Consider the following 17,813-nt stretch of genomic DNA (forward strand, 5'->3'; position numbering starts at 1 on the left):
CGGGGGCGGCCGGGGGTCACCTGGGGTTCACGTGGGCCGACAGGAACGCCACGACCCTGGTGACGAAGGCCGCCCTGTTGGCCATCCGCCGGATCTCGTGACCTTCGTCGTCGAAGATCAGGTGCTCGCAGGGCAGGCCGAGCGCGGCGGTCGCGGCGATCACCTGCTCGGCCTCGTACAGCGGCACGTTGGTGTCCTGCGCCCCGTGCACCACCAGCAGGGGAGCGGCCAGCCTGTCGAGCGAGCGCAGCGGCGACAGCGCGCGCAGCAGCCGCCGGTCCGCCTCAGGGTGGCCGTACTCGGGGACGGCCGCGGCGGCGATCCACGGCTCGGTGCGGGCGTAGAAGGTCTCGAAGTCGGCGATGCCGCTCACGGTCACGCCCGCCCGGAACAGGCCGGGGTGGGCGACGAGCGCGGCGAGGGTCAGGTAGCCACCGTACGACCAGCCCATGCAGGCGAGCCTGGACGGGTCGCCCGCGCCGATGCGGGCCAGCTCGGCCGCGCAGTCGGCGACGTCGTCGATCGCGTGGAAGCGCAGCTCGCGGTCGTCGGCCTCGCGGAAGGCCCGCCCGTACCCGCCGGAGCCGCGCACGTTCGGGGCGAGCACCCCGATCCCGGCGGCCAGCAGCCCCTGGTAGAGCGGGTTGAACGCGGGCCGCTCCTGGTCCTCCGGCCCGCCGTGCAGGAAGATCGCGAACGGCGCGGGGCCCTGCGTGTGCGGCGGCCGGTAGAGCCAGGCGGCGAGCTCCAGCCCGTCGCGGGCGGGAAAGCGCACCAGCTCGGCCCCGGCCGCCGTGGGCAGCCGGCCCGCGCCCGCCGCGTGCAGGTAGCCGCCGTGGTCGAGGTCGCAGAGCAGCACGTGGGACGGCTCCTGCGGGCTCTCGGCGGCGAGCGCGGCCAGGTCGCCATCCCAGCCGATCCTGGCCGAGGTGACGACGTCGGCGGGCGGCGGCGGCAGGTGTTCGAGCCGGCCGCGCTCCAGGTCCATGACGTCCAGCTCGGAGCGGCCGTGCCGGTTCCACACGAGCAGCGCGCGGCGGCCGTCCGGGCTGAGCGCGAACCTGTCCAGCTCGGCGTCCTGCCGCTCGGCCAGCACCACGGCCTCGGCCCCCTGGTGGACGGCGAGCAGCGCGGCGCGGTCGCGTCCCGCGTCCGACACCAGGTAGGCGGTCCTGCCGTCGGGGGAGAGCGCACCGTCGTCGGTGGTGCCCGGCAGGCCGGGCAGCAAGGGGTGCTCGTCGCTCGGCTCGTGCGCGCCGAGCGCCTCCGACACCAGATCGACCACGTACATGCGGCGGTGGCCGCGCGGCCCGCGCCGCAGCAGCATCCTGGCGTGGTCGCGGCTGACGGCGACGGGCCGCAGCAGCGGCCCCGCGGCGATGACCTGGCGCGCGCCGGTGACGGCGTCCACGAGCACGGCCCTGGACACGCCGTCGGCCGACGTCTCAGTGACGAGCAGCGTCTCGCCCCGCCCGGTCCAGCGCACCGGCACGGCCGAGCCGCCGGAGGGCGCGGCGAGCACCCGCAGGTCGCCGCCGTGCGGCTGGACGGCCCACACCTGGGTGTGCTCGCCGCCGCCCGGCGCGACCTGCACGGCGAGGTGCGTCCCCGCCGGTGACCAGCGCACGTCCACCACCGGCTGCGGCCCGGTGCCGACCGTCCACGGCTCGCCGCCGCCGCGCAGCGGCCGGATCCACACGCGGGGCGCGCCGTCCTGGTCGCTGACGTACGCCACCGCGCCGTCGCCGGGGGCGAGCGCGGGCGCGTGGCAGGTCCACGCGGTCAGCCCGGCCGCCGCCGGCAGATGCGACAGCCCGCCCAGCAGGTTCCCGTCGGGGTGCGGGCGCGCCAGGTCGTCGAGGCGCGGCACCTCGAACGGGTACACCGGCCCCGCCCGGCTCACGGCGACGGGCGGGCGGGGCGTGTCGTCACCCGGCCGCGCCATCACAACCCGTGGGTCTGCAGCCACAGCTCCAGCAGGCCGAGCTGCCACAACGTGTTCACACCCGTCGGCGTCCTGTCCCGCTCGGGGTCGGCGAGCAGCCGGTCCACCAGGTCGCGGCGGAACAGGCCGCGCTCGCGGGCGGCCCTGCCGGTCAGCGCGTCACGGAGCAGATCGAGCACGGCGCCCCGCACGTGCCGGATCGCGGGCACGGGGAAGTACCCCTTCGGCCGGTCGATGACCGCTGCGGGCAGCAGCCGCCGCGCGGCGTCCTTGAGCACGCCCTTGCCGCTGTGCGCCAGCTTCAGCTCGGCGGGGCAGGCCGCGGCCAGCTCGACCAGCTCGTGATCGAGGAACGGGGTGCGCGCCTCAAGCCCGTGCGCCATCGTCATGTTGTCCACCCGCTTGACCGGGTCGTCCACCAGCATGGCGGTGATCTCCAGGCGGAGCACGGCGTCGAGCGCGGTGTCCGCGCCCGGCCTGGCCAGGTGGTCGCGGACGAAGTCGCCGCTCGCATCATGGTCGAGCAGGCGGTCCGGCTCCAGCAGCGCGGCCAGCTCCTCGTGCGAACGGTCGAAGAACGCGCGCTCGTACACGGCGGCCGCCTCGGCGCGTGGCACGCCGGCCAGCGGCGGGAACCAGCGGTAACCGGCGAACACCTCGTCCGCCCCCTGACCCGACTGCACCACTTTGACGTGCTCGGCGACCTCCTGCGCAAGCAGGTAGAACGCCACGCAGTCGTGGCTGACCATCGGCTCGCTCATCGCGCGCACCGCGCCCTCGAGCCCGTCCAGCAGGCGCGTGTCCGGGATGCGGATGCGGTGATGATCGGTACGGAAGCGGCCGGCGATCATGTCGGAGTAGGCGAACTCGTCGCCCTGCTCGCCGCCCGCCGGCTCGAACCCGATGCTGAACGTGACCGGCGGCTCCCGCCCCTCCTCGGCCAGCAGCGCCACGATGAGGCTGGAGTCCAGGCCGCCCGACAGCAGCACGCCCACCGGCACGTCCGCGACCATCCTCCTGCGTACGGCTTCGCGCAGCGCGCCCAGGACCGCCTCCCGCCACTCGGCCGCGGTCAGCCCGGCCGCCTCGGGGAGCGCGGCGCGGGTGTGAAGCGGGTCCCAGTAGCGGTGGCCGGTGCTCGCGCCGTCCGGCTCGATCACCCGTACGGTGGCCGCCGGCAGCTTGCGCACGCCCGCCAGGATCGTGCGCTCGCCGGGCACCAGCGAGTGGAACGTCATGTAGTGGTGCAGCGCCACCGGGTCGATGCCGGTGTCCACGCCCCCGGCGGCCAGCAGGGCGGGCAGCGACGAGGCGAAGCGCAGCCGGGTGCCGTCCTCGGCGACGTACAGCGGCTTGATGCCGAGCCGGTCGCGGCCCAGCACGAGACGGCCGGTGGCGCGTTCGTACACGGCGAAGGCGAACATGCCCTTGAAGTGCTCCACGCAGCGCGGACCCCACCGGTGGAACGCCTTCATCAGCACCTCGGTGTCGGAGGTGGAGGTGAACCGGTAGCCCGCGCCGCGCAGCTCCCGCCGCAGCTCGGCGTAGTTGTACAGGCAGCCGTTGAACACCACCGCAAGGCCCAGCTCGGCGTCCACCATCGGCTGCGCCGCCTTGTCCGACAGGTCGATGATCTTCAGCCGGCGATGGCCGAGCGCGACCGGGCCGCGCGACCACAGGCCGGAGCCGTCGGGGCCGCGCGCGTGCATCGCCTCCGCCATCCGCCCGACGGTCCCGATGTCGGCCTGCCCGCCGTCGAAGCGGATCTCTCCGCTCAGCCCGCACATGGGACGCCGTTCACGACGCCGACCGGTACGCGGGCGGATCGCCCTGCCGGTCCCACCCGCACGCCCGGGTCTCCGCCAGCAGCAGGTCCACCACGTCGGCGAGCCGCCCCCGCCGGGCGAACGCGCGGCGCTGCCGTTCCGCCGAACTTCCCCTGGCCAGCGCCCTCTCGACCAGGGTGGACACGAGGCCGGCGTCGCCCGCCCGTTCGAGCTGCGGCCGCAGGCCCTCCACCAGCCGCCTGATCACCACCGGCGCGGGGCGCGGCACGCCGTTCACCGGGTCGATCAGCTCGCCCTCCAGGCCCGAGCGCGCCGCCTGCCAGGAGGCCGCGCGCACCGCCGCGAGCTGCACCGTCCGCTCCACGCCCTGCCGGATCTCCTCAAGCTCCCTCGCCACCATCGCGCGGAACAGCCCGGCGATCAGCACGATGTCCTCAACCCGCGGGCAGGAGTCGCAGATGCGCAGCTCGACCGTGGGCACGTGCTGCGACGGCCGGATGTCGGAGTAGATCATCCCCGAGTCGGTGATCACGCCGGTCCTGATCAGCTCGTTGACCATGTCGTCGTACTCGGCGGCCGAGTCGTACTTGTCGATCGGGCCCGCCGTGGGCCAGCGCTGCCAGATCAGGCTGCGGTAGCTCGCGTACCCGGTGTCCTCGCCGTCCCAATAGGGCGAGCTGGCCGACAGCGCGAGCAGCGGCGGCACCCACGGCGTCAGCCGGTGCGCCACCGCGACCGCCAGATCGGGATCGCGCACCTGGGCGTGCACGTGCGTGCCGCAAATGAGCTGGTCGCGGGTGAGCTGCTGGTAGTCGCTCAGCATCTGCTCGTAACGCGGCTCCTGCGACACCTTCTGCTCGCGCCGTTCGACCAGCGGTGCGCTGCCCGCCGCGACGATGCCCAGCTCCACCGCGTCCGCCTCCTCGACCAGCCGCCTGCGCAGCCCGCCCAGATCGCGCGCCAGGTCGTCGAGCCTCATGAACGGCGCGCTGTTGGACTCCACCGTCGAACGCTGCAACTCCTGGGTGAAGCTCTCCGGCGGCAGCGCCTGGAGCAACAGGTCGGCCCGCGCGGCCAGGCGGCGGGTGGAGAGATCCACGACGTGGAACTCCTCCTCCACTCCCACCCGGATCGCGCCCTCGTCACTCTCCACGACCATCACCCCTTGCTCGAAAACCTGCGGACCTCTCCACTCCCCGCAGATCGGGCAAATGCACCTGAAAGTCGGGAGGTGAGGCGATAATGCGCAGTCGGGTGGTGGATCTCCCACCCGCTGTCATCGAACACCTGTTTTCATGGGGGAGGATTCTGCGTGGCGAAAGCTGTGCTCGTGGTGTCACTTCTCGCGATGGTGCTGGCGGGGTGTGGCGCGCCTGCGAACGGGGGAGGCGGCGAGGAAGGGCGGACACCGGCGAGTACCGGGTCACCCGTGGCGGGCGCCGCCACACCGCGCGCCCCGCGGCAGCCCGGCACGCCCACCCCGGAGCCGACGAGCTGCCCTCATGGGGAGCTGATCCCCGCCGTCGAGATCCCGGCCGTGCACAGTGACCCGGTGGTCATCCCTGAGGCCGTGATCGGCGGCGTCAAGGTGCCCTCCGTGACCATCCCCGGCGTGGACATCCCCGCACAGCGCGTCCCCGCCCAGTGCACCGAGGTCGCGCCCGCTCCCGGCGGGTGCCTCGGGAAGGCGTCGATCCCGCCGGTGGAGATCCCGGCCGTGGAGATCCCGCCGGTGGAGATCCCCGGCGTCAACGTGGGCGGCATCAAGCTCGACCCGGTACGCGTGGAGGGCGATCGGGAGGAGGCCAGGCGCCAGGAAGGGCGGTCCGAGCCGGAGGAATGCCAGGTCGTGCCCAAGGACGGCGGCTACGTGCCGAGCGTCTACCGGTCTTCCGTCTACCGGCCCTCCCTCTACCGGCCGTCCCTCTACCGGAGCTCCGCCTACCGGCCGAGTGCCTGCAACGAGCAGAACGAGTGCATTCCGGAGGTCAACGTGCCCGCCGTCGAGGTGCCCGCGGTCGACGTGCCGGCCGTGGAGATCCCCTCGGCGGAGCTCAAGGCGTACGAGGCGGGCGAGAGCGATGCGCTCGAAGGGGAGGACTCGATCGCGTTCAGCATCGAGGCGGACGTGCTGTTCGACTTCGACAGCGCGACGATCAAGCCCGCCGCGAAGGCCGAGCTCAAGCGCGTGGCCCGCGAGATCGCGAAGAAGGCGGCCGAGGACGCCGTGATCAACGTGGACGGCCACACCGACGCCAAGGGTTCGGACGACCACAACCAGGCGCTGTCGGAGCGAAGGGCGCAGGCGGTCGTGGACTGGCTGGCCACCGAGGGCGGCCTGGACAGGTCGCGGCTGAAGGCGCGGGGCTACGGCGAGAGCAAGCCGGTCGCGCCGAACACCAAGCCCGACGGCTCCGACGATCCCGACGGCCGCGCGAAGAACCGCCGCGTCGTGGTCTCGACCGCGACCTGAACCTGAGCCCCGGGGGCTCGCCTGACGGAGGCGGGCGGGCAGGGTGGGCAGCGCGTGACGGCGGTAGAAGGCCGGGGGGTGGCGCGTGGTGGACGGGCGGGGTGGGGTTCGCCTGGCGGCGGCGGGCGGGCGCGTCAGCGCGGGGCCGAGCGGAGGGCGCCCAGTTCCTCGTTCATCGTGTCGAGGAAGGCGGCGACCGTGCGCAGCTCGGCGGGGCTGAAGCGGCTCAGCGCACGCTCGGTGCCATCCGCCAGGGGACGGAAGAACGCGGCGGCCAGCTCCTGGGCCGCCTCGCGGTAGTGGAGGTGGACGACGCGCCGATCGTGCGCGTCGCGGACCCGGCGGATGTGGCCGGCCCGCTCCAGCCGGTCGAGGCAGGCGGTGACCGCGCCCGATGTGAGGTTGAGCTCCTCGCGCAGCTTGCCCGGCGTGATGGGGGACGGCGCGTCGAAGATCATGATGAGCGCCTGCACGTCGGTCGTGTGCAGGCCCTGTGCCTGCGCGAACTCGTGGGCGATGCGGTTGAACTCGGCGGTCATCCGGCGTAGCCGGGTCGCGAAGGAGTGCAGATCGATGTCCCCCTCGCCGCCGTTCATGGCGTCCATGCTACATTAGCTCAATTATTGAGAATCTCATTGGTTGAGCTACAAAGCATGACGAAAGGGTGACCGCCATGGCGCGGCGATCGATCCGCTGGCTCGTCCCGGCGCTTCTGGTGCTGGCCTGGCTGGCCGTGGGAGGCGGGCTCGGACCGTTCGCCGGCAAGCTCACCGAGGTCGCCACGAACGACCAGGCCGCCTTCCTGCCCCAGAGCGCCGAATCCACACGCGTTCTGGACGTCCAGGAGAAGTTCCGGCAGGGAGCCGCGCAACCGGTCATTGTCATCTGGACCTCAGGCGGCTCCGGCATCACCCCCGAGCAGACGGCGGCGGCCACCCGCGCGCTCGCCGGGCTGAGCGGCGCTTCCGGCGTCGTCGGCACCCCCACCCCCGCCTTCCCCTCCGATGACGAGCGGGCGCTGCGCGGCATCGTGCAGCTCAGCCCCGACATCGGCAGCGGCGAGCTCGGCGACGTGCTGGAGCGCATCCGCAAGGCCGTCCCCGTCGAGGGCCTGACCACGCACCTCGGCGGGCCCGCCGCCACCAGGGCCGACCTCGGCGACGCCTTCGCCGGCATCGACGGCCTGCTGCTCGCGGTCGCGCTGGTCACCGTCCTGGTGATCCTGCTGGCCGTCTACCGCAGCGTGCTGCTGCCGCTGGTGATCATCACCGGCGCGGTCTTCGCGCTCGGGCTGGCCTGCGCCGTGGTCTACTTCCTCGCCGACCGCGACATCGTCCGCGTGGACGGCCAGGTGCAGGGCATCCTGTCCATCCTCGTCATCGGCGCGGCCACCGACTACGCGCTGCTGCTCACCGCCCGCTTCCGCGAGGAGCTGGCCGCCGGACGCGACCGGTACGCCGCCGGCCGCATCGCGCTGCGCCGTTCGATCGAGCCCATCCTGGCCAGCGCCGCCACCGTGGCGCTCGGGCTGCTCGCCCTCCTGCTCAGCAACCTGACCAACAACCGCGCGCTCGGCCCCGTGGGCGCGATCGGCATCGCCTGCGCCGCGCTCAGCGCGCTCACGTTCCTGCCCGCGACCCTGGTGCTGCTGGGCCGCGCCGCCCTGTGGCCGGCCAAGCCGCGCCAGGGCGAGGCCGGCGCGCGCGGCATCTGGGACCGCGTGGCCGGGCTCATCGACCGCCGGCCCCGCCTCGTCTGGGTCGCGTCCGTGCTGCCGCTCGCCGCGCTCGCGCTCTTCGCGCCCCAGCTCAACGCCAGGGGCGTGCCGCTTGCTGAGACGTTCGTCAACGACGCGCCTTCCGTGGCCGCGCAGGCGGCGCTGAGCGAGCACTTCCCCGGCGGCTCAGGACAGCCCGCCGTCATCGTCGCGCCCGCCGGGCGCGCCGCCGCCGTGACGGACAAGGCCAAATCCGTCGAGGGCGTCTTCGACGCCGCGCCGGTCAGCGCCACCGGCCGGCCGGGCGGCGAGGCCAAGGTCGTGGACGGCAAGGTGCTCATCGAGGCCACGCTGCGCGACGAGCCCGACAGCGAGCCGGCCAAGGAGACCGTCAAGCGGCTGCGCGACGCGCTGCACGCCGAGGACGGCGTGCTGGTCGGCGGCTACAGCGCCCAGCAGGTGGACACCACGGAGACCGCGCAGAAGGACACGCTGCTCATCGTCCCGGTCGTACTGGTGATCATCCTGCTGATCCTCATCGTGCTGCTGCGCTCGCTGGCCATGCCCGTGCTGCTGGTCGCCACCGTGGCGCTGAACTTCCTGGCCACGCTCGGCGTCTCCATGCTCGTCTTCGAGCACCTGCTCGGCTTCACCGGCAGCGACGCGTCCGTGCCGCTGTACGGGTTCGTCTTCCTGGTGGCCCTGGGCGTCGACTACAACATCTTCCTGATGTCCAGGGTCCGCGAGGAGACCCAGGCGCACGGGCCCCGCGAGGGCGTGCTGCGCGGCCTGGTCAGCACCGGCGGCGTGATCACCTCGGCCGGGGTCGTGCTCGCCGCCACGTTCGCCGCGCTGGTCGTGATCCCGCTGACGTTCCTCGTGCAGACCGCGTTCATCGTCGCGTTCGGCGTGCTGCTCGACACGCTCGTGGTGCGGTCGCTGCTGGTGCCCGCGCTCGTCCGCGACCTCGGCGGGCGCGCCTGGTGGCCGAGCAGCCTGGGCCGGGCGCGCGAGCCGCTGCCGGCCGCCGAGCCGTCACCGGTCCAGCGTCACTGACCAGCTGCGGCGGGCGTTGAGCGTGGTGGGTTCGAACCCGGCCAGCTTCTTGTAGTGCAGGGCGATCTCCTCGCGCTCGGCCCGCGGCATCACGTACTCGATGTCGGAGAAGCCCTGCGGCGCGCGCTCGTCGACCATCTTCAGGATGACCTCGGGGCCGTCCTTGCGGTTGGCCAGCACGATCTCGCCGGTGACCGGGCGGCGCTGCTCCTCGTAGAACTCCAGGCCCAGGCCGTTGGCCAGCGCGTACGCCAGCACGCGCGCGTCGATGATCGCCTGGGTGCCGCCGTTGGACCCGGTCGGGTACATCGGGTGCGCCGCGTCGCCCACCAACGTGACGTTCCCCTTCGACCAGTACGGCAGGGGATCCCGGTCCACCAGCGGATATTCGAGCACCTGCTCGGCCCCCGCGACGAGCCCGTACACGTCGAGCTCGTCGCAGTGCCAGCCCTGCACGTGGGGCAGCACCTTGGAGACGCTGATCGGCTGGTTCCAGTCACCGGTGGGCACGCCCAGGACGTCGGTGCGGTGCTGGATCGCCCAGTTGATGAGCTGGGTGCCGTCCTCCGACGGCGGCGCGATCGGGTAGACGACGAGCTTCTGCGTGCGGTCGCCGAGCATGATCATGGACCTGCCGGTCATGAACGGCCTGCCGTACGTGGTGCCGCGCCACAGCACGTCACCGCCCGGTATCGGCTCGCCCTCGTCGGGGAAGAGCGCCCGCCGCACGTCCGAGCGGATGCCGTCGGCGCCGACGAGCAGGTCGGCGTCGTGGTCGAGGCCGGTGATGCGGGAGCCGAGCACGACCGCGTCGGGGCCGAGCCGCTCGCGTACGGCGTCGAGCAGCAGTAACTGCAGCCGCCCCCGGTGGATGGAGTACTGCGGCCACCGGTAGCCGGCGGCGAGCCCGCGCGGCTCCGACCAGATCTGCTGCCCGCGCGGGGTGAGGAAGGTGAGGTCGGCCGTGGCCACCCCGACCTCGGCCAGGCGGTCGCCCAGTCCGAGCTCGATGAGCTCGCGTACGGCGTGGGGGAGGAGGTTGATGCCGACGCCGAGCGGGTGGATCTCCTCCACCGCCTCGTGGACGGTCACGTCGGTGATGCCGGCGGCGTGCAGGCTCAGTGCGGTGGTGAGCCCGGCGATGCCGCCACCGGCGATGATCACGCGCATCGAGCTGGTTCCTGGCATGGGCGGCTCCCTGTCAGGCGTCCGGCCGGGGCCGGGCGGTGGCCTCGGGGCTCCGATCACGCGGGCGGCGCCTGGGTCCGGCCGTGAACGCTCCCCTGGGGTGGGCGTGGTGCAGGACACATGATCTTGATCTGGAGCCTATAGCGGAAGGTGGAAGATCGCCATGGCCGCCGACCAGCCGGGACACCCCGTCCGCCGACCGCCCCCGGGGCCGGCGGACGGGGGTGTCGGGGGAGCGCGGGGACCGGCGTCGGCCGGGGTGTCAGGGGAGCGCGGGGACCGCCGGCGGCGTATCGGTCCAGCCGGCCTCGACCAGCGTCGTGGTCGTCCGGTCGGCAGGCCCGGCGCCGTCCTTCCTGATGTTCTCGAACGACAGCGGCACCATCCGCCCGGTGTCGATGATGAACCGTTGCGTGCCCGAGCTCTCGCCCTCGGCCCAGGTGATGACGACCGCGGCGCCGGTGCGGCCGAGCGCGTCCTTGGCCTGGCCTGCGGCCCGCGCGCCGGGCAGCGTGAGCAGCAGCCGGTACGCCCCGGCACGGACCTCCTTCGGGACGGGCAGGTCGAACAGGAGCTTTTCCAGGTTTCCCTGGACCCACGAGTTCATCTGGTTCTCAGCGATCTTCCGGACCCGGCCGGCCTGGCTGAGCCAGTCCTTCAGGCGGCGGGGGTCGGCGGGCAGGCGCTGCACCTCGTCGTACGTCAGCCGCTGCCCCGCCAGCGAGAACTGGTTCCGTTCGCGCTCGGGGGTGACGTGCCCGTGGGCGGGCTTGGCCGACAGCTTGACCGTCTTGCCGTCGATCGTCTTGTTCCACGTGGCCGGGGAGCCGTCCCGCCGCCACGCCTTCTCGTCGGCGGGACCGGCCTGCCGCGCCCCCAGGTGCCGGCTTCCGCTCCAGAAACGGCCGTCGGGCGTGGCCCACTTCTCGGCGACCAGCCGTTCGGAGAGCCGGTACGGGTGCGCCTTCGTGCCGAACCTGTGCGAATTGCTCCACTCCATGATGATCCGGGTGCGCCAGTAGGCTCCCTCGGGCGGCGCGGCGGCGGCAGAGGCGGCCGGCGGTGCGGCGGCGAGGGTGAGCACCGCACCGGCGGCGATCACCGAGCGGACCATCGATCTCATACGTCTCGTCACGCCCTCCTATACGCCCGAGCCCGCCCGGCAGTTGCCCGCGGGCGCCCGCGAGATGATCGCCGGCCACCGGGCAACGCGGCTCGCGGCCCAGGCGTACTAGAGGGCGTGACAGTGGAAAGACGATCATGAGCGGCGCGGAACACGACTTCGCCGCGTTCGTGGCCGCACGCGGCACCAGCCTGCTGCGCGTCGCCTACCTCGCCTGCGGGGACGCGACGGAGGCCGAGGACGTGCTGCAGACGGCGCTGGAGCGTACGTATCGGAACTGGGACCGGGTCCGGCGCGACAGCCCCGAGCCCTATGTGCGCCGCGCCATCATCAACCTCTCCATCAGCCGCGCCCGCCGCCGGGCGATTCTCAGCATCATCCCGGTGCACAGCCCGCCGGAGCGTGCGGCCCGCGTCACGGACGCCGACCTGCGGCACGTGCTCATGGAGGCGCTGCGCGCGCTGCCGCCCAGGCAGCGCGCGGTGATCGTGCTGCGCTACTGGGAGGACCTCAGCGAGCAGCAGACGGCCGAGGTGCTGGGCTGCTCGGCCGGGACGGTGAAGAGCCAGGCGTCGAAGGCGATGGCGAAGCTGCGTGCGGCGTTCGGCGACGAGGAACTGGAAGGAGTGATCAGGAATGCCCACGCTTGAGGAGGCGCTCCGCCAGGCCATGGCCGAGGGGACCGCGCACCTGCAAGCCGCGCCCGACCTGCTGGAACGGGTGATCGCCGGCACCGGCAGCCGGCGCAGGAGGCTCAGGGCGGCCGCGGCGGCTCTGGCGATGGCGGCGGCCGCGGCCGTGCCCGCCGGGTACGTGGCCGCGGGCTCCCTGGCCACGCCTCCCGACCCGGTCACGGTCACTCCCGCGCCGGAGCCGCCGCCCATCGACGACGTCCCGCAGGAGCCATCGGATCCGCCGAGCCTCGGGGACCTGGGCGACGGGCGGGAGTTCGGCCACGTCAAGGTGGGCTACCTGCCCAAGGGCCTGCGGTGGAAGCACCGGTCGCTCGACTTCGGCGACAGGTACACCACCTCCTACGACTACAACGGCGACGAGAACGGCTACTACTGCGTCCAGCTCTACGTGTACGAGAACGACGCCACCGCGGACGTCACCGACCGCATCCAGGCGCTGCGCGACGAGAAGGACGGCGAGGACGTCACCGTCGGCGGCCGTGCCGGCTACTACGTCGTCCAGGGGCCGGCGAGGACGGCGGCGACGGCACGCCGACGCTGCTGCTGCAACTGGCCGAGCGGCAGTGGGTGGAGATCTCCATCAGCCCGCTGCTCGTGAAGGACCTCGGGAGCATGGCGAAGGTCAAGGCCGAGATGTGGAAGATCGCCGAGGGGCTCAGTTCGACGCTCTGACCGCCCGGCCCGGCCTTCCGGCTGCGGACCTGGCGCGCAGGCGGCGGCCGAACGCGTGGGCGGGCCGCTCGACGTACCGGTAGGTCAGGGCGGCCGACCCCACCACCGTGCAGCCCACCGCGAGCCCGTAGCCGATGCGGGCGGGCAGCGGCACCGGCCCCGGGTCGGGGACCAGCCGCCGCAGCACCTGAATGTAGAGGGGGTGCACCAGGTAGACGGAGTAGCTGATGAGGCCGAGCCGGACGAAGGGGCGCGGCATCGCGTACGAGCGGAGCAGGCGGCAGGCCAGGAACGTCAGCCAGGCCGCCGCCACCGCCGCCGACCAGCTCCACCGGAACGCCATCGCCTCGTCGTCCGGCATCCCCCAGCCGGGGCCGTACCAGACGGCGGCGGCGATGGACGCCGCGGGCACCAGCCCGATCGTCCAGCGCGCCACGCCGCGCCTGAGCTGGCCGTGGTCGAGCCGGTAGAGCGCGGTCCCGGCGAACATGGTGGCCATGATGGCGACGCTCTGCCAGGCCCCGATGCGGCTGTTGACGCACAGCAGCACGACGGCCAGCGCGGCCATGGCGGCGGCCCCGGCCAGGCGCAGACGGGGGCCGCCGGCGAGGACGGCGGCCAGCCCCAGCACGCCCACGGCGGTGACGGCGAGCACGGTCGTCTCGACGCCCAGCGCGCTCGACAGCGCGCCCGCGGGCAGCAGCCCGCCCGCCAGCACGCCCGCGACGGCCACGCCGAGCACCCCGGCGGTGCGCGGGCGGCCCCGGCCGAGCAGGAAGAGCGCGGTCACCAGCAGGTAGAACACCATCTCGTACGACAGCGTCCAGAACACGTTGACGACGCTGGGCACCTGGAGGAAGTCCTGCAACATGGTCACGTGGGCGACGGCTCCCGCGATGGGGTGCTCGGCCACCTGCTCCGGCAGCTCCCAGTAGACGGGGACCAGAGCGAAGAGGGTCCCGGCGAGCGCCACCAGGATCCACAGCGGGTAGAGGCGGAAGAACCGCCCCGCCCAGAAGCCGGTGACGCTGCCCCGCCGTTCCAGCGAGGCCGGCACCACGTATCCGCTGATGAGGAAGAACACCATCACGCCGTACTGCCCGAAGTCGAACCACGGGCTGACGGTCGTACGAACCTCGGGGAACAGCGCGTCGATCAGATGCTCGAAGAGCACGGCGAGCACGGCCAGGCCGCGGAGCGCGTCAAGCCAGGTCTGCCGGGCTTCCAGCGCTTGCGTGTGCCTTTGCAGGCCGCTGCCTTTCTCGGCGGCCAGGTTGGTAACCATCCCATAACGCTAAAGGGTCAACCTGGGTGAACGCTGAGAGTCAAGATGTGGCGGGGTGCGGCTCCCCGCCGCGCACCCCCGCTGACCAGGTGTCATGCCAAAGCGGTTGGGCATGAGGGTGGCGAGGCGTCCCGGGGGGTGGAGGTGAGCGAGCAGGAACGCGAAAACGGCGCGTACGGCGACGATCTGGGCCCGCTCGGCGCGGAGAGCGTCCAGCGGATGCGAGCGGGGCTGCGGCAGATCCAGGAGCTGCACGGCCGGATGGGGCGGCTGCTCGACGCGTTTCTGGCGATCAGCTCGGAGCTGGAGCTGAACCAGGCGCTGCACACCATCGTGGAGGTCTCGGCACACCTGGTGGACGCCCGCTACGGCGCGCTCGGCGTGCTGGACGAGCACGGCGAGTTCACCGACCTGGTCACGTACGGCGTGGCGGACGACGTCGCCGACGAGATCGGCCGCATGCCCACCGCGCACGGGCTGCTGGCCGAGCTGGTCTCCCGCCGCCGCCCCATGCGGGTGGACGACGTGACCACGCATCCCGCCTTCCGCGGCTACCCGACCGGCCATCCGGTGATGCGCACCCTGCTGGGCGTGCCCGTCATGGTGCGCGGCACCGCGTACGGCAACATGTACTTCGCCGACAAGCGCGGCGGCGGCCCGTTCACCGACGACGACGAGCACCTCATCGCGGCCCTGGCCAGCGCGGCCGGCGTGGCCATCGAGAACGCCCGCTTGTACGAACGACTCCGCCGCGCCGCGGAGACCTTCAAGCGCAGCCTGCTGCCGCATCTGCCCGACATGCGCGGCCTGCGGGCGTGCGCCCGCTACCGCCCCTCCAGCGCGGTCCCGCCGATCGGCGGCGACTGGTACGACGTCGTCATGCTGCCCGACGGCGTGGCCTGCCTGGTGGTCGGCGACGTCATGGGCCACGACGTGCGCTCGGCGGTCGTCATGAGCCAGATCAGCAACATGCTCCGCGTCATCGCCTGGGAGCAGTGCAGTCCGCCGTCGCGCATCCTCGACCGCCTGGACGAGGTGCTGCACGCCCTGCACGGCGGGCCGATGGCGACGGTGCTGCTGGCCCGGCTGGAGGAGCACGGCGACCGGGAGTGGCTGCTGCGCTGGTCCAGCGCGGGTCACCCGCCGCCGCTGCTGGTCACCGAGGACGGCACCGCCTCCTACCTGCGCACCGACGGCGGTCACCCGCTCGGCGTCGCACCCGAGCTGTCGCGCCCCGACCACGCGCAGGTCCTGCCCGCCCGCTCGACCCTGCTGTTCTACACCGACGGCCTGGTCGAGCAGCCGGCGGAGGGGATCGGCGCGGGCATGGACGACCTCGCGGCCGCCGCTTCCGCGCTGCGCCACCTGCCGCTCGAGGAGATGGCCGACCGGCTGCTCGCGCACCGCGGCGACCGGTTCTGCGACGACGTCGCCCTGCTCGCGCTGCGGCTGGACGAGCCCGCGTCGTTGCGGTCATGAGCCGGTACGGTGTCGCGCTCTCGGGCCGGGGTGTCGCTCGCGGTAGCGGAGGAAGACCGCCATCGAGCCCAGCGCCCAGACCGCCAGCACCAGGTACGGTATCAGCCGCTGGTGCCCGCTGAAGTAGACGGCGGTGTGCTGGGCGTTGACCGAGGCGCCGGGCGGCAGCCAGCGGCCGATCGCGCCGAGCGGCGACGGCAGCAGCGGCCAGGACACCGCGCCGCCCGACGACGGGTTGCCGAGCAGCACCATCAGCCCCCAGGTGGGCACCATGGCCCAGCGCCCGACGAGGGTGTTGAACATCGTGAACACCATCCCCGACGTGAACATGGTCAGCGCCAGGATGAACCACGACTCCGGCACCGGCAGGTGGAGCGCGCCGAGCACCCAGTCGACGATGGCCACGATGGCCAGCGCGCCGAGCCCCGCGTACGCCGCGACGGCCGCGATGCGCTCCCAGGGCGACAGCTCCGAGGCGTGCACGCTGAGCTGGACGGCGCCGATGAACCCCATGACCACGGCGGCCAGCGTGATGTAGAACAGCGCGAGGCCGCGCGGGTCGCCGCGCTGCAGCGGCTTGATGTCGCGCACGGTCAGCCGTACCCCGATGCGGGCGGCCACCTGGGGCGCGGCCTCGGTGAGCACCTGCGCGACCGACGCGCCCGCGGCGCCGGAGACGTCGAGCCTGACGTCAGAGCCGCGCACCACGAGGATGCCGAAGACCCGCTGCTCTTCGACCAGTTGCAGGGCCGCCGCCAGGGACGGCTGATAGGTCAGGTCGAGCGAGGCGTCCAGCGCCTGCTCCATGCCGGCGGCGAACGCTTCGCCGCGTACGGTCTCGTGGGTCACCCCGACCACGGCGACCGGGATCCGGTGCGGGGTGGGGTTCGCCATGGCGTACGTGTAGGACCCGGCGAACAGCCCCGCGCCCGCGGACACGATGAGGACGAGCACGGCGGCGGGCACGAACGGCGACTCCTTGAAAGCCGCCCAGTGATGGCGTATCCGGTCGTCCATGCGCTCACGCTAGGCACGGACGGGCCGCCGTCCCGCTGGTGACACGCGCCCCTTGTGCAGGTTTGATCCTCGCGGCTCTGCCGGCAGCGGATAGTCTCGCGCGGTGCAATCGACTGAGAACGACCGGCTGACCGACGACCTGCTGGAGATCGCCGACGCGCTGGTGCCCGGAGCGCCGCTCGACAAGGCGCGGCTCGGCCCAGGGAACGTGCACGACGTCGTGCTGCTGCCGGGGGTGGCGGCCGTCCGCGTCTCCAAGCGCCCGCTCGGAGCGGCGCAGATGCCGCGCGGGGTCGAGATCCTGCGGGCGATCAAGGCCGCGGGGCCGCCGTTCCAGGTGCCGGAGCCGCTGACCCCCGTGGTGGAGTTCGGCTCGCGCCGGGCGGTCGCGGTCTCGTGGATCGACGGTGCGGGGCTGCCTGAAGGCCAGGGCGATCCCCGGCGGATCGCCGGGCTGCTGTCGGCGCTGCGCGAGCTGCCCGTGACGGACGAGCTGCGCAGGCTGCTGCCCGCGCCCCGGGCGCACGACGGGCACTGGGCGCGCGTGATCGAGCACGACGTGCTGCCCCGGCTGCCGTCGCGGCTGCGGTCTGAGGCGGAGCGCCGGCTGGCGGCGGCGCTGGAGCTGGAGGCGGTGCCCGACGTGCTGGTGCACGGCGACCTCGCCGGCGGCAACGTGCACTGGGCCCCGGACGGGACGCTGGTCGGGGTGCTCGACTGGGACCGTGCGCACCTGTTCGACCCGGCGATCGACGCCGCGTTCATGAGCCGGCACGGCTGGCCGAACGTGCGTGCGGCCGTGGACGCCGGGACGTACCGCCGGGCGCGGGTCTGGGACCGGCTGTTCGGGGTGAACATCCTGTGCGCCGTGTTCACGATCGGCGGTGATCCGCTGCCTTATCCCGGCAGCTACGCCGAGCACATCGCGGCCTGGCTGTCGGCGGAGATGGGGGCCGCGGACGGGCCGATGCGTTGACCGCTTTACGTAGTGAATTCGCCGTCAAAGGTCGGCGAAATCCGGAAATATGTCCTAGTTTGTGGTGATTTCCGGCCTAGTGTGAATGCGAAGGGAGTAAACACGGGGGAGGAATCACCATGGCTGGGATCCCGGGATACGACCAAGGGGGCGGCTGCGGACGCCGAGGCTGGCGATGCCGCTGGCGGAGAAGGCGCTGGCGCTGGAGGAGGAGGCGCTGGTGGGGCTGGGGCGGCCCCTGGGGCGGCTGGGACTGGTAACGGTTCCCGCCCAAAGCGTACGAACGACCATGATCGTCCCGGGCCTGGGGGACCCGGTACGGTCACGACCGCTCGAACGTCACACGCGCAACGTCGCCGAGCCATTGCCGGGGAGCCATGGCTGAGCATGCTGGAGCCGG

14 protein-coding genes are annotated in these 17,813 nt (G+C 72.9%); 6 read left to right on the top strand and 8 right to left on the bottom strand.

The window, feature by feature from the left end:
- Nucleotides 1–16: 16 nt before the first annotated feature.
- The 3 genes from WBK31_RS02685 to WBK31_RS02695 are packed head-to-tail and all read right to left on the bottom strand — an operon-like array spanning nucleotide 17 to nucleotide 4,885.
- Nucleotides 17–1,969: an alpha/beta fold hydrolase gene (locus WBK31_RS02685; RefSeq protein ID WP_364058084.1), complete on the bottom strand. Its 1,953-nt coding sequence runs from the start codon at nucleotides 1,967–1,969 to the stop codon at nucleotides 17–19.
- Nucleotides 1,945–3,732, bottom strand: a complete 1,788-nt coding sequence (locus tag WBK31_RS02690) for an N-acetylglutaminylglutamine amidotransferase (protein WP_406674281.1) — start codon at nucleotides 3,730–3,732, stop codon at nucleotides 1,945–1,947. The genes WBK31_RS02685 and WBK31_RS02690 overlap by 25 nt, the downstream gene beginning before the upstream one ends.
- A gap of 10 nt (nucleotides 3,733–3,742) precedes the next feature.
- Nucleotides 3,743–4,885, bottom strand: a complete 1,143-nt coding sequence (locus WBK31_RS02695) for a glutamate--cysteine ligase (RefSeq protein WP_364058078.1) — start codon at nucleotides 4,883–4,885, stop codon at nucleotides 3,743–3,745.
- Nucleotides 4,886–5,161: 276 nt separating this feature from the next.
- On the opposite strand from WBK31_RS02695, the gene WBK31_RS02700 reads away from it, so the two are divergent.
- Complete coding sequence (locus WBK31_RS02700) at nucleotides 5,162–6,205, top strand: OmpA family protein (protein ID WP_406674282.1); 1,044 nt, start codon at nucleotides 5,162–5,164, stop codon at nucleotides 6,203–6,205.
- A gap of 134 nt (nucleotides 6,206–6,339) precedes the next feature.
- Here the strand turns inward: WBK31_RS02700 and WBK31_RS02705 are convergent, their stop codons facing one another.
- On the bottom strand, nucleotides 6,340–6,801 hold the full coding sequence (locus WBK31_RS02705) for a MarR family transcriptional regulator (RefSeq protein ID WP_364058072.1): 462 nt from the start codon (nucleotides 6,799–6,801) through the stop codon (nucleotides 6,340–6,342).
- Between the two features lie 77 nt (nucleotides 6,802–6,878).
- Between WBK31_RS02705 and WBK31_RS02710 the strand changes: the two genes are divergently transcribed.
- Entirely contained in the window at nucleotides 6,879–8,978 is a 2,100-nt protein-coding gene (locus tag WBK31_RS02710) for an MMPL family transporter (protein ID WP_364058069.1), read from the top strand.
- On the opposite strand, the gene WBK31_RS02715 is transcribed toward WBK31_RS02710, so the two are convergent.
- Both WBK31_RS02715 and WBK31_RS02720 read right to left on the bottom strand, forming a co-directional pair.
- Nucleotides 8,958–10,166: a flavin-dependent oxidoreductase gene (locus WBK31_RS02715; protein WP_406674283.1), complete on the bottom strand. Its 1,209-nt coding sequence runs from the start codon at nucleotides 10,164–10,166 to the stop codon at nucleotides 8,958–8,960. The two genes, WBK31_RS02710 and WBK31_RS02715, sit on opposite strands and share 21 nt — an antisense overlap.
- Nucleotides 10,167–10,428: 262 nt before the next feature.
- Entirely contained in the window at nucleotides 10,429–11,289 is an 861-nt protein-coding gene (locus WBK31_RS02720; RefSeq protein ID WP_406674284.1) for a CU044_5270 family protein, read from the bottom strand.
- A 137-nt stretch (nucleotides 11,290–11,426) separates the two neighbouring features.
- Between WBK31_RS02720 and WBK31_RS02725 the strand changes: the two genes are divergently transcribed.
- Together WBK31_RS02725 and WBK31_RS02730 are read left to right on the top strand one after the other, a co-directional pair.
- Nucleotides 11,427–11,939 carry a SigE family RNA polymerase sigma factor gene (locus tag WBK31_RS02725; protein ID WP_378784800.1) on the top strand — a complete coding sequence of 171 codons (513 nt, stop codon included), beginning with the start codon at nucleotides 11,427–11,429 and terminating at the stop codon, nucleotides 11,937–11,939.
- Nucleotides 11,926–12,582: a hypothetical protein gene (locus WBK31_RS02730; protein ID WP_406674285.1), complete on the top strand. Its 657-nt coding sequence runs from the start codon at nucleotides 11,926–11,928 to the stop codon at nucleotides 12,580–12,582. Before WBK31_RS02725 ends, WBK31_RS02730 begins: the two co-directional genes overlap by 14 nt.
- 57 nt (nucleotides 12,583–12,639) lie before the next feature.
- Here WBK31_RS02730 and WBK31_RS02735 read toward each other — a convergent pair whose 3' ends face one another.
- Entirely contained in the window at nucleotides 12,640–13,941 is a 1,302-nt protein-coding gene (locus WBK31_RS02735; RefSeq protein WP_364058054.1) for an acyltransferase, read from the bottom strand.
- 144 nt (nucleotides 13,942–14,085) lie between these two features.
- On the opposite strand from WBK31_RS02735, the gene WBK31_RS02740 reads away from it, so the two are divergent.
- A complete protein-coding gene (locus WBK31_RS02740) occupies nucleotides 14,086–15,420 on the top strand; it encodes a GAF domain-containing SpoIIE family protein phosphatase (RefSeq protein ID WP_364058051.1) in 1,335 nt (444 codons plus the stop codon).
- Here the strand turns inward: WBK31_RS02740 and WBK31_RS02745 are convergent.
- Nucleotides 15,415–16,437, bottom strand: coding sequence for an ABC transporter permease (locus WBK31_RS02745; RefSeq protein ID WP_378784794.1), 1,023 nt, complete (start codon nucleotides 16,435–16,437; stop codon nucleotides 15,415–15,417). The genes WBK31_RS02740 and WBK31_RS02745 overlap by 6 nt on opposite strands.
- 103 nt (nucleotides 16,438–16,540) lie before the next feature.
- Between WBK31_RS02745 and WBK31_RS02750 the strand changes: the two genes are divergently transcribed.
- Nucleotides 16,541–17,413 carry an aminoglycoside phosphotransferase family protein gene (locus WBK31_RS02750; RefSeq protein ID WP_364058045.1) on the top strand — a complete coding sequence of 291 codons (873 nt, stop codon included), beginning with the start codon at nucleotides 16,541–16,543 and terminating at the stop codon, nucleotides 17,411–17,413.
- Nucleotides 17,414–17,813: the final 400 nt, after the last annotated feature.

Source organism: Nonomuraea sp. N2-4H, assembly GCF_045291505.1.
Classification (GTDB): Bacteria; Actinomycetota; Actinomycetes; order Streptosporangiales; family Streptosporangiaceae; genus Nonomuraea; species Nonomuraea fastidiosa.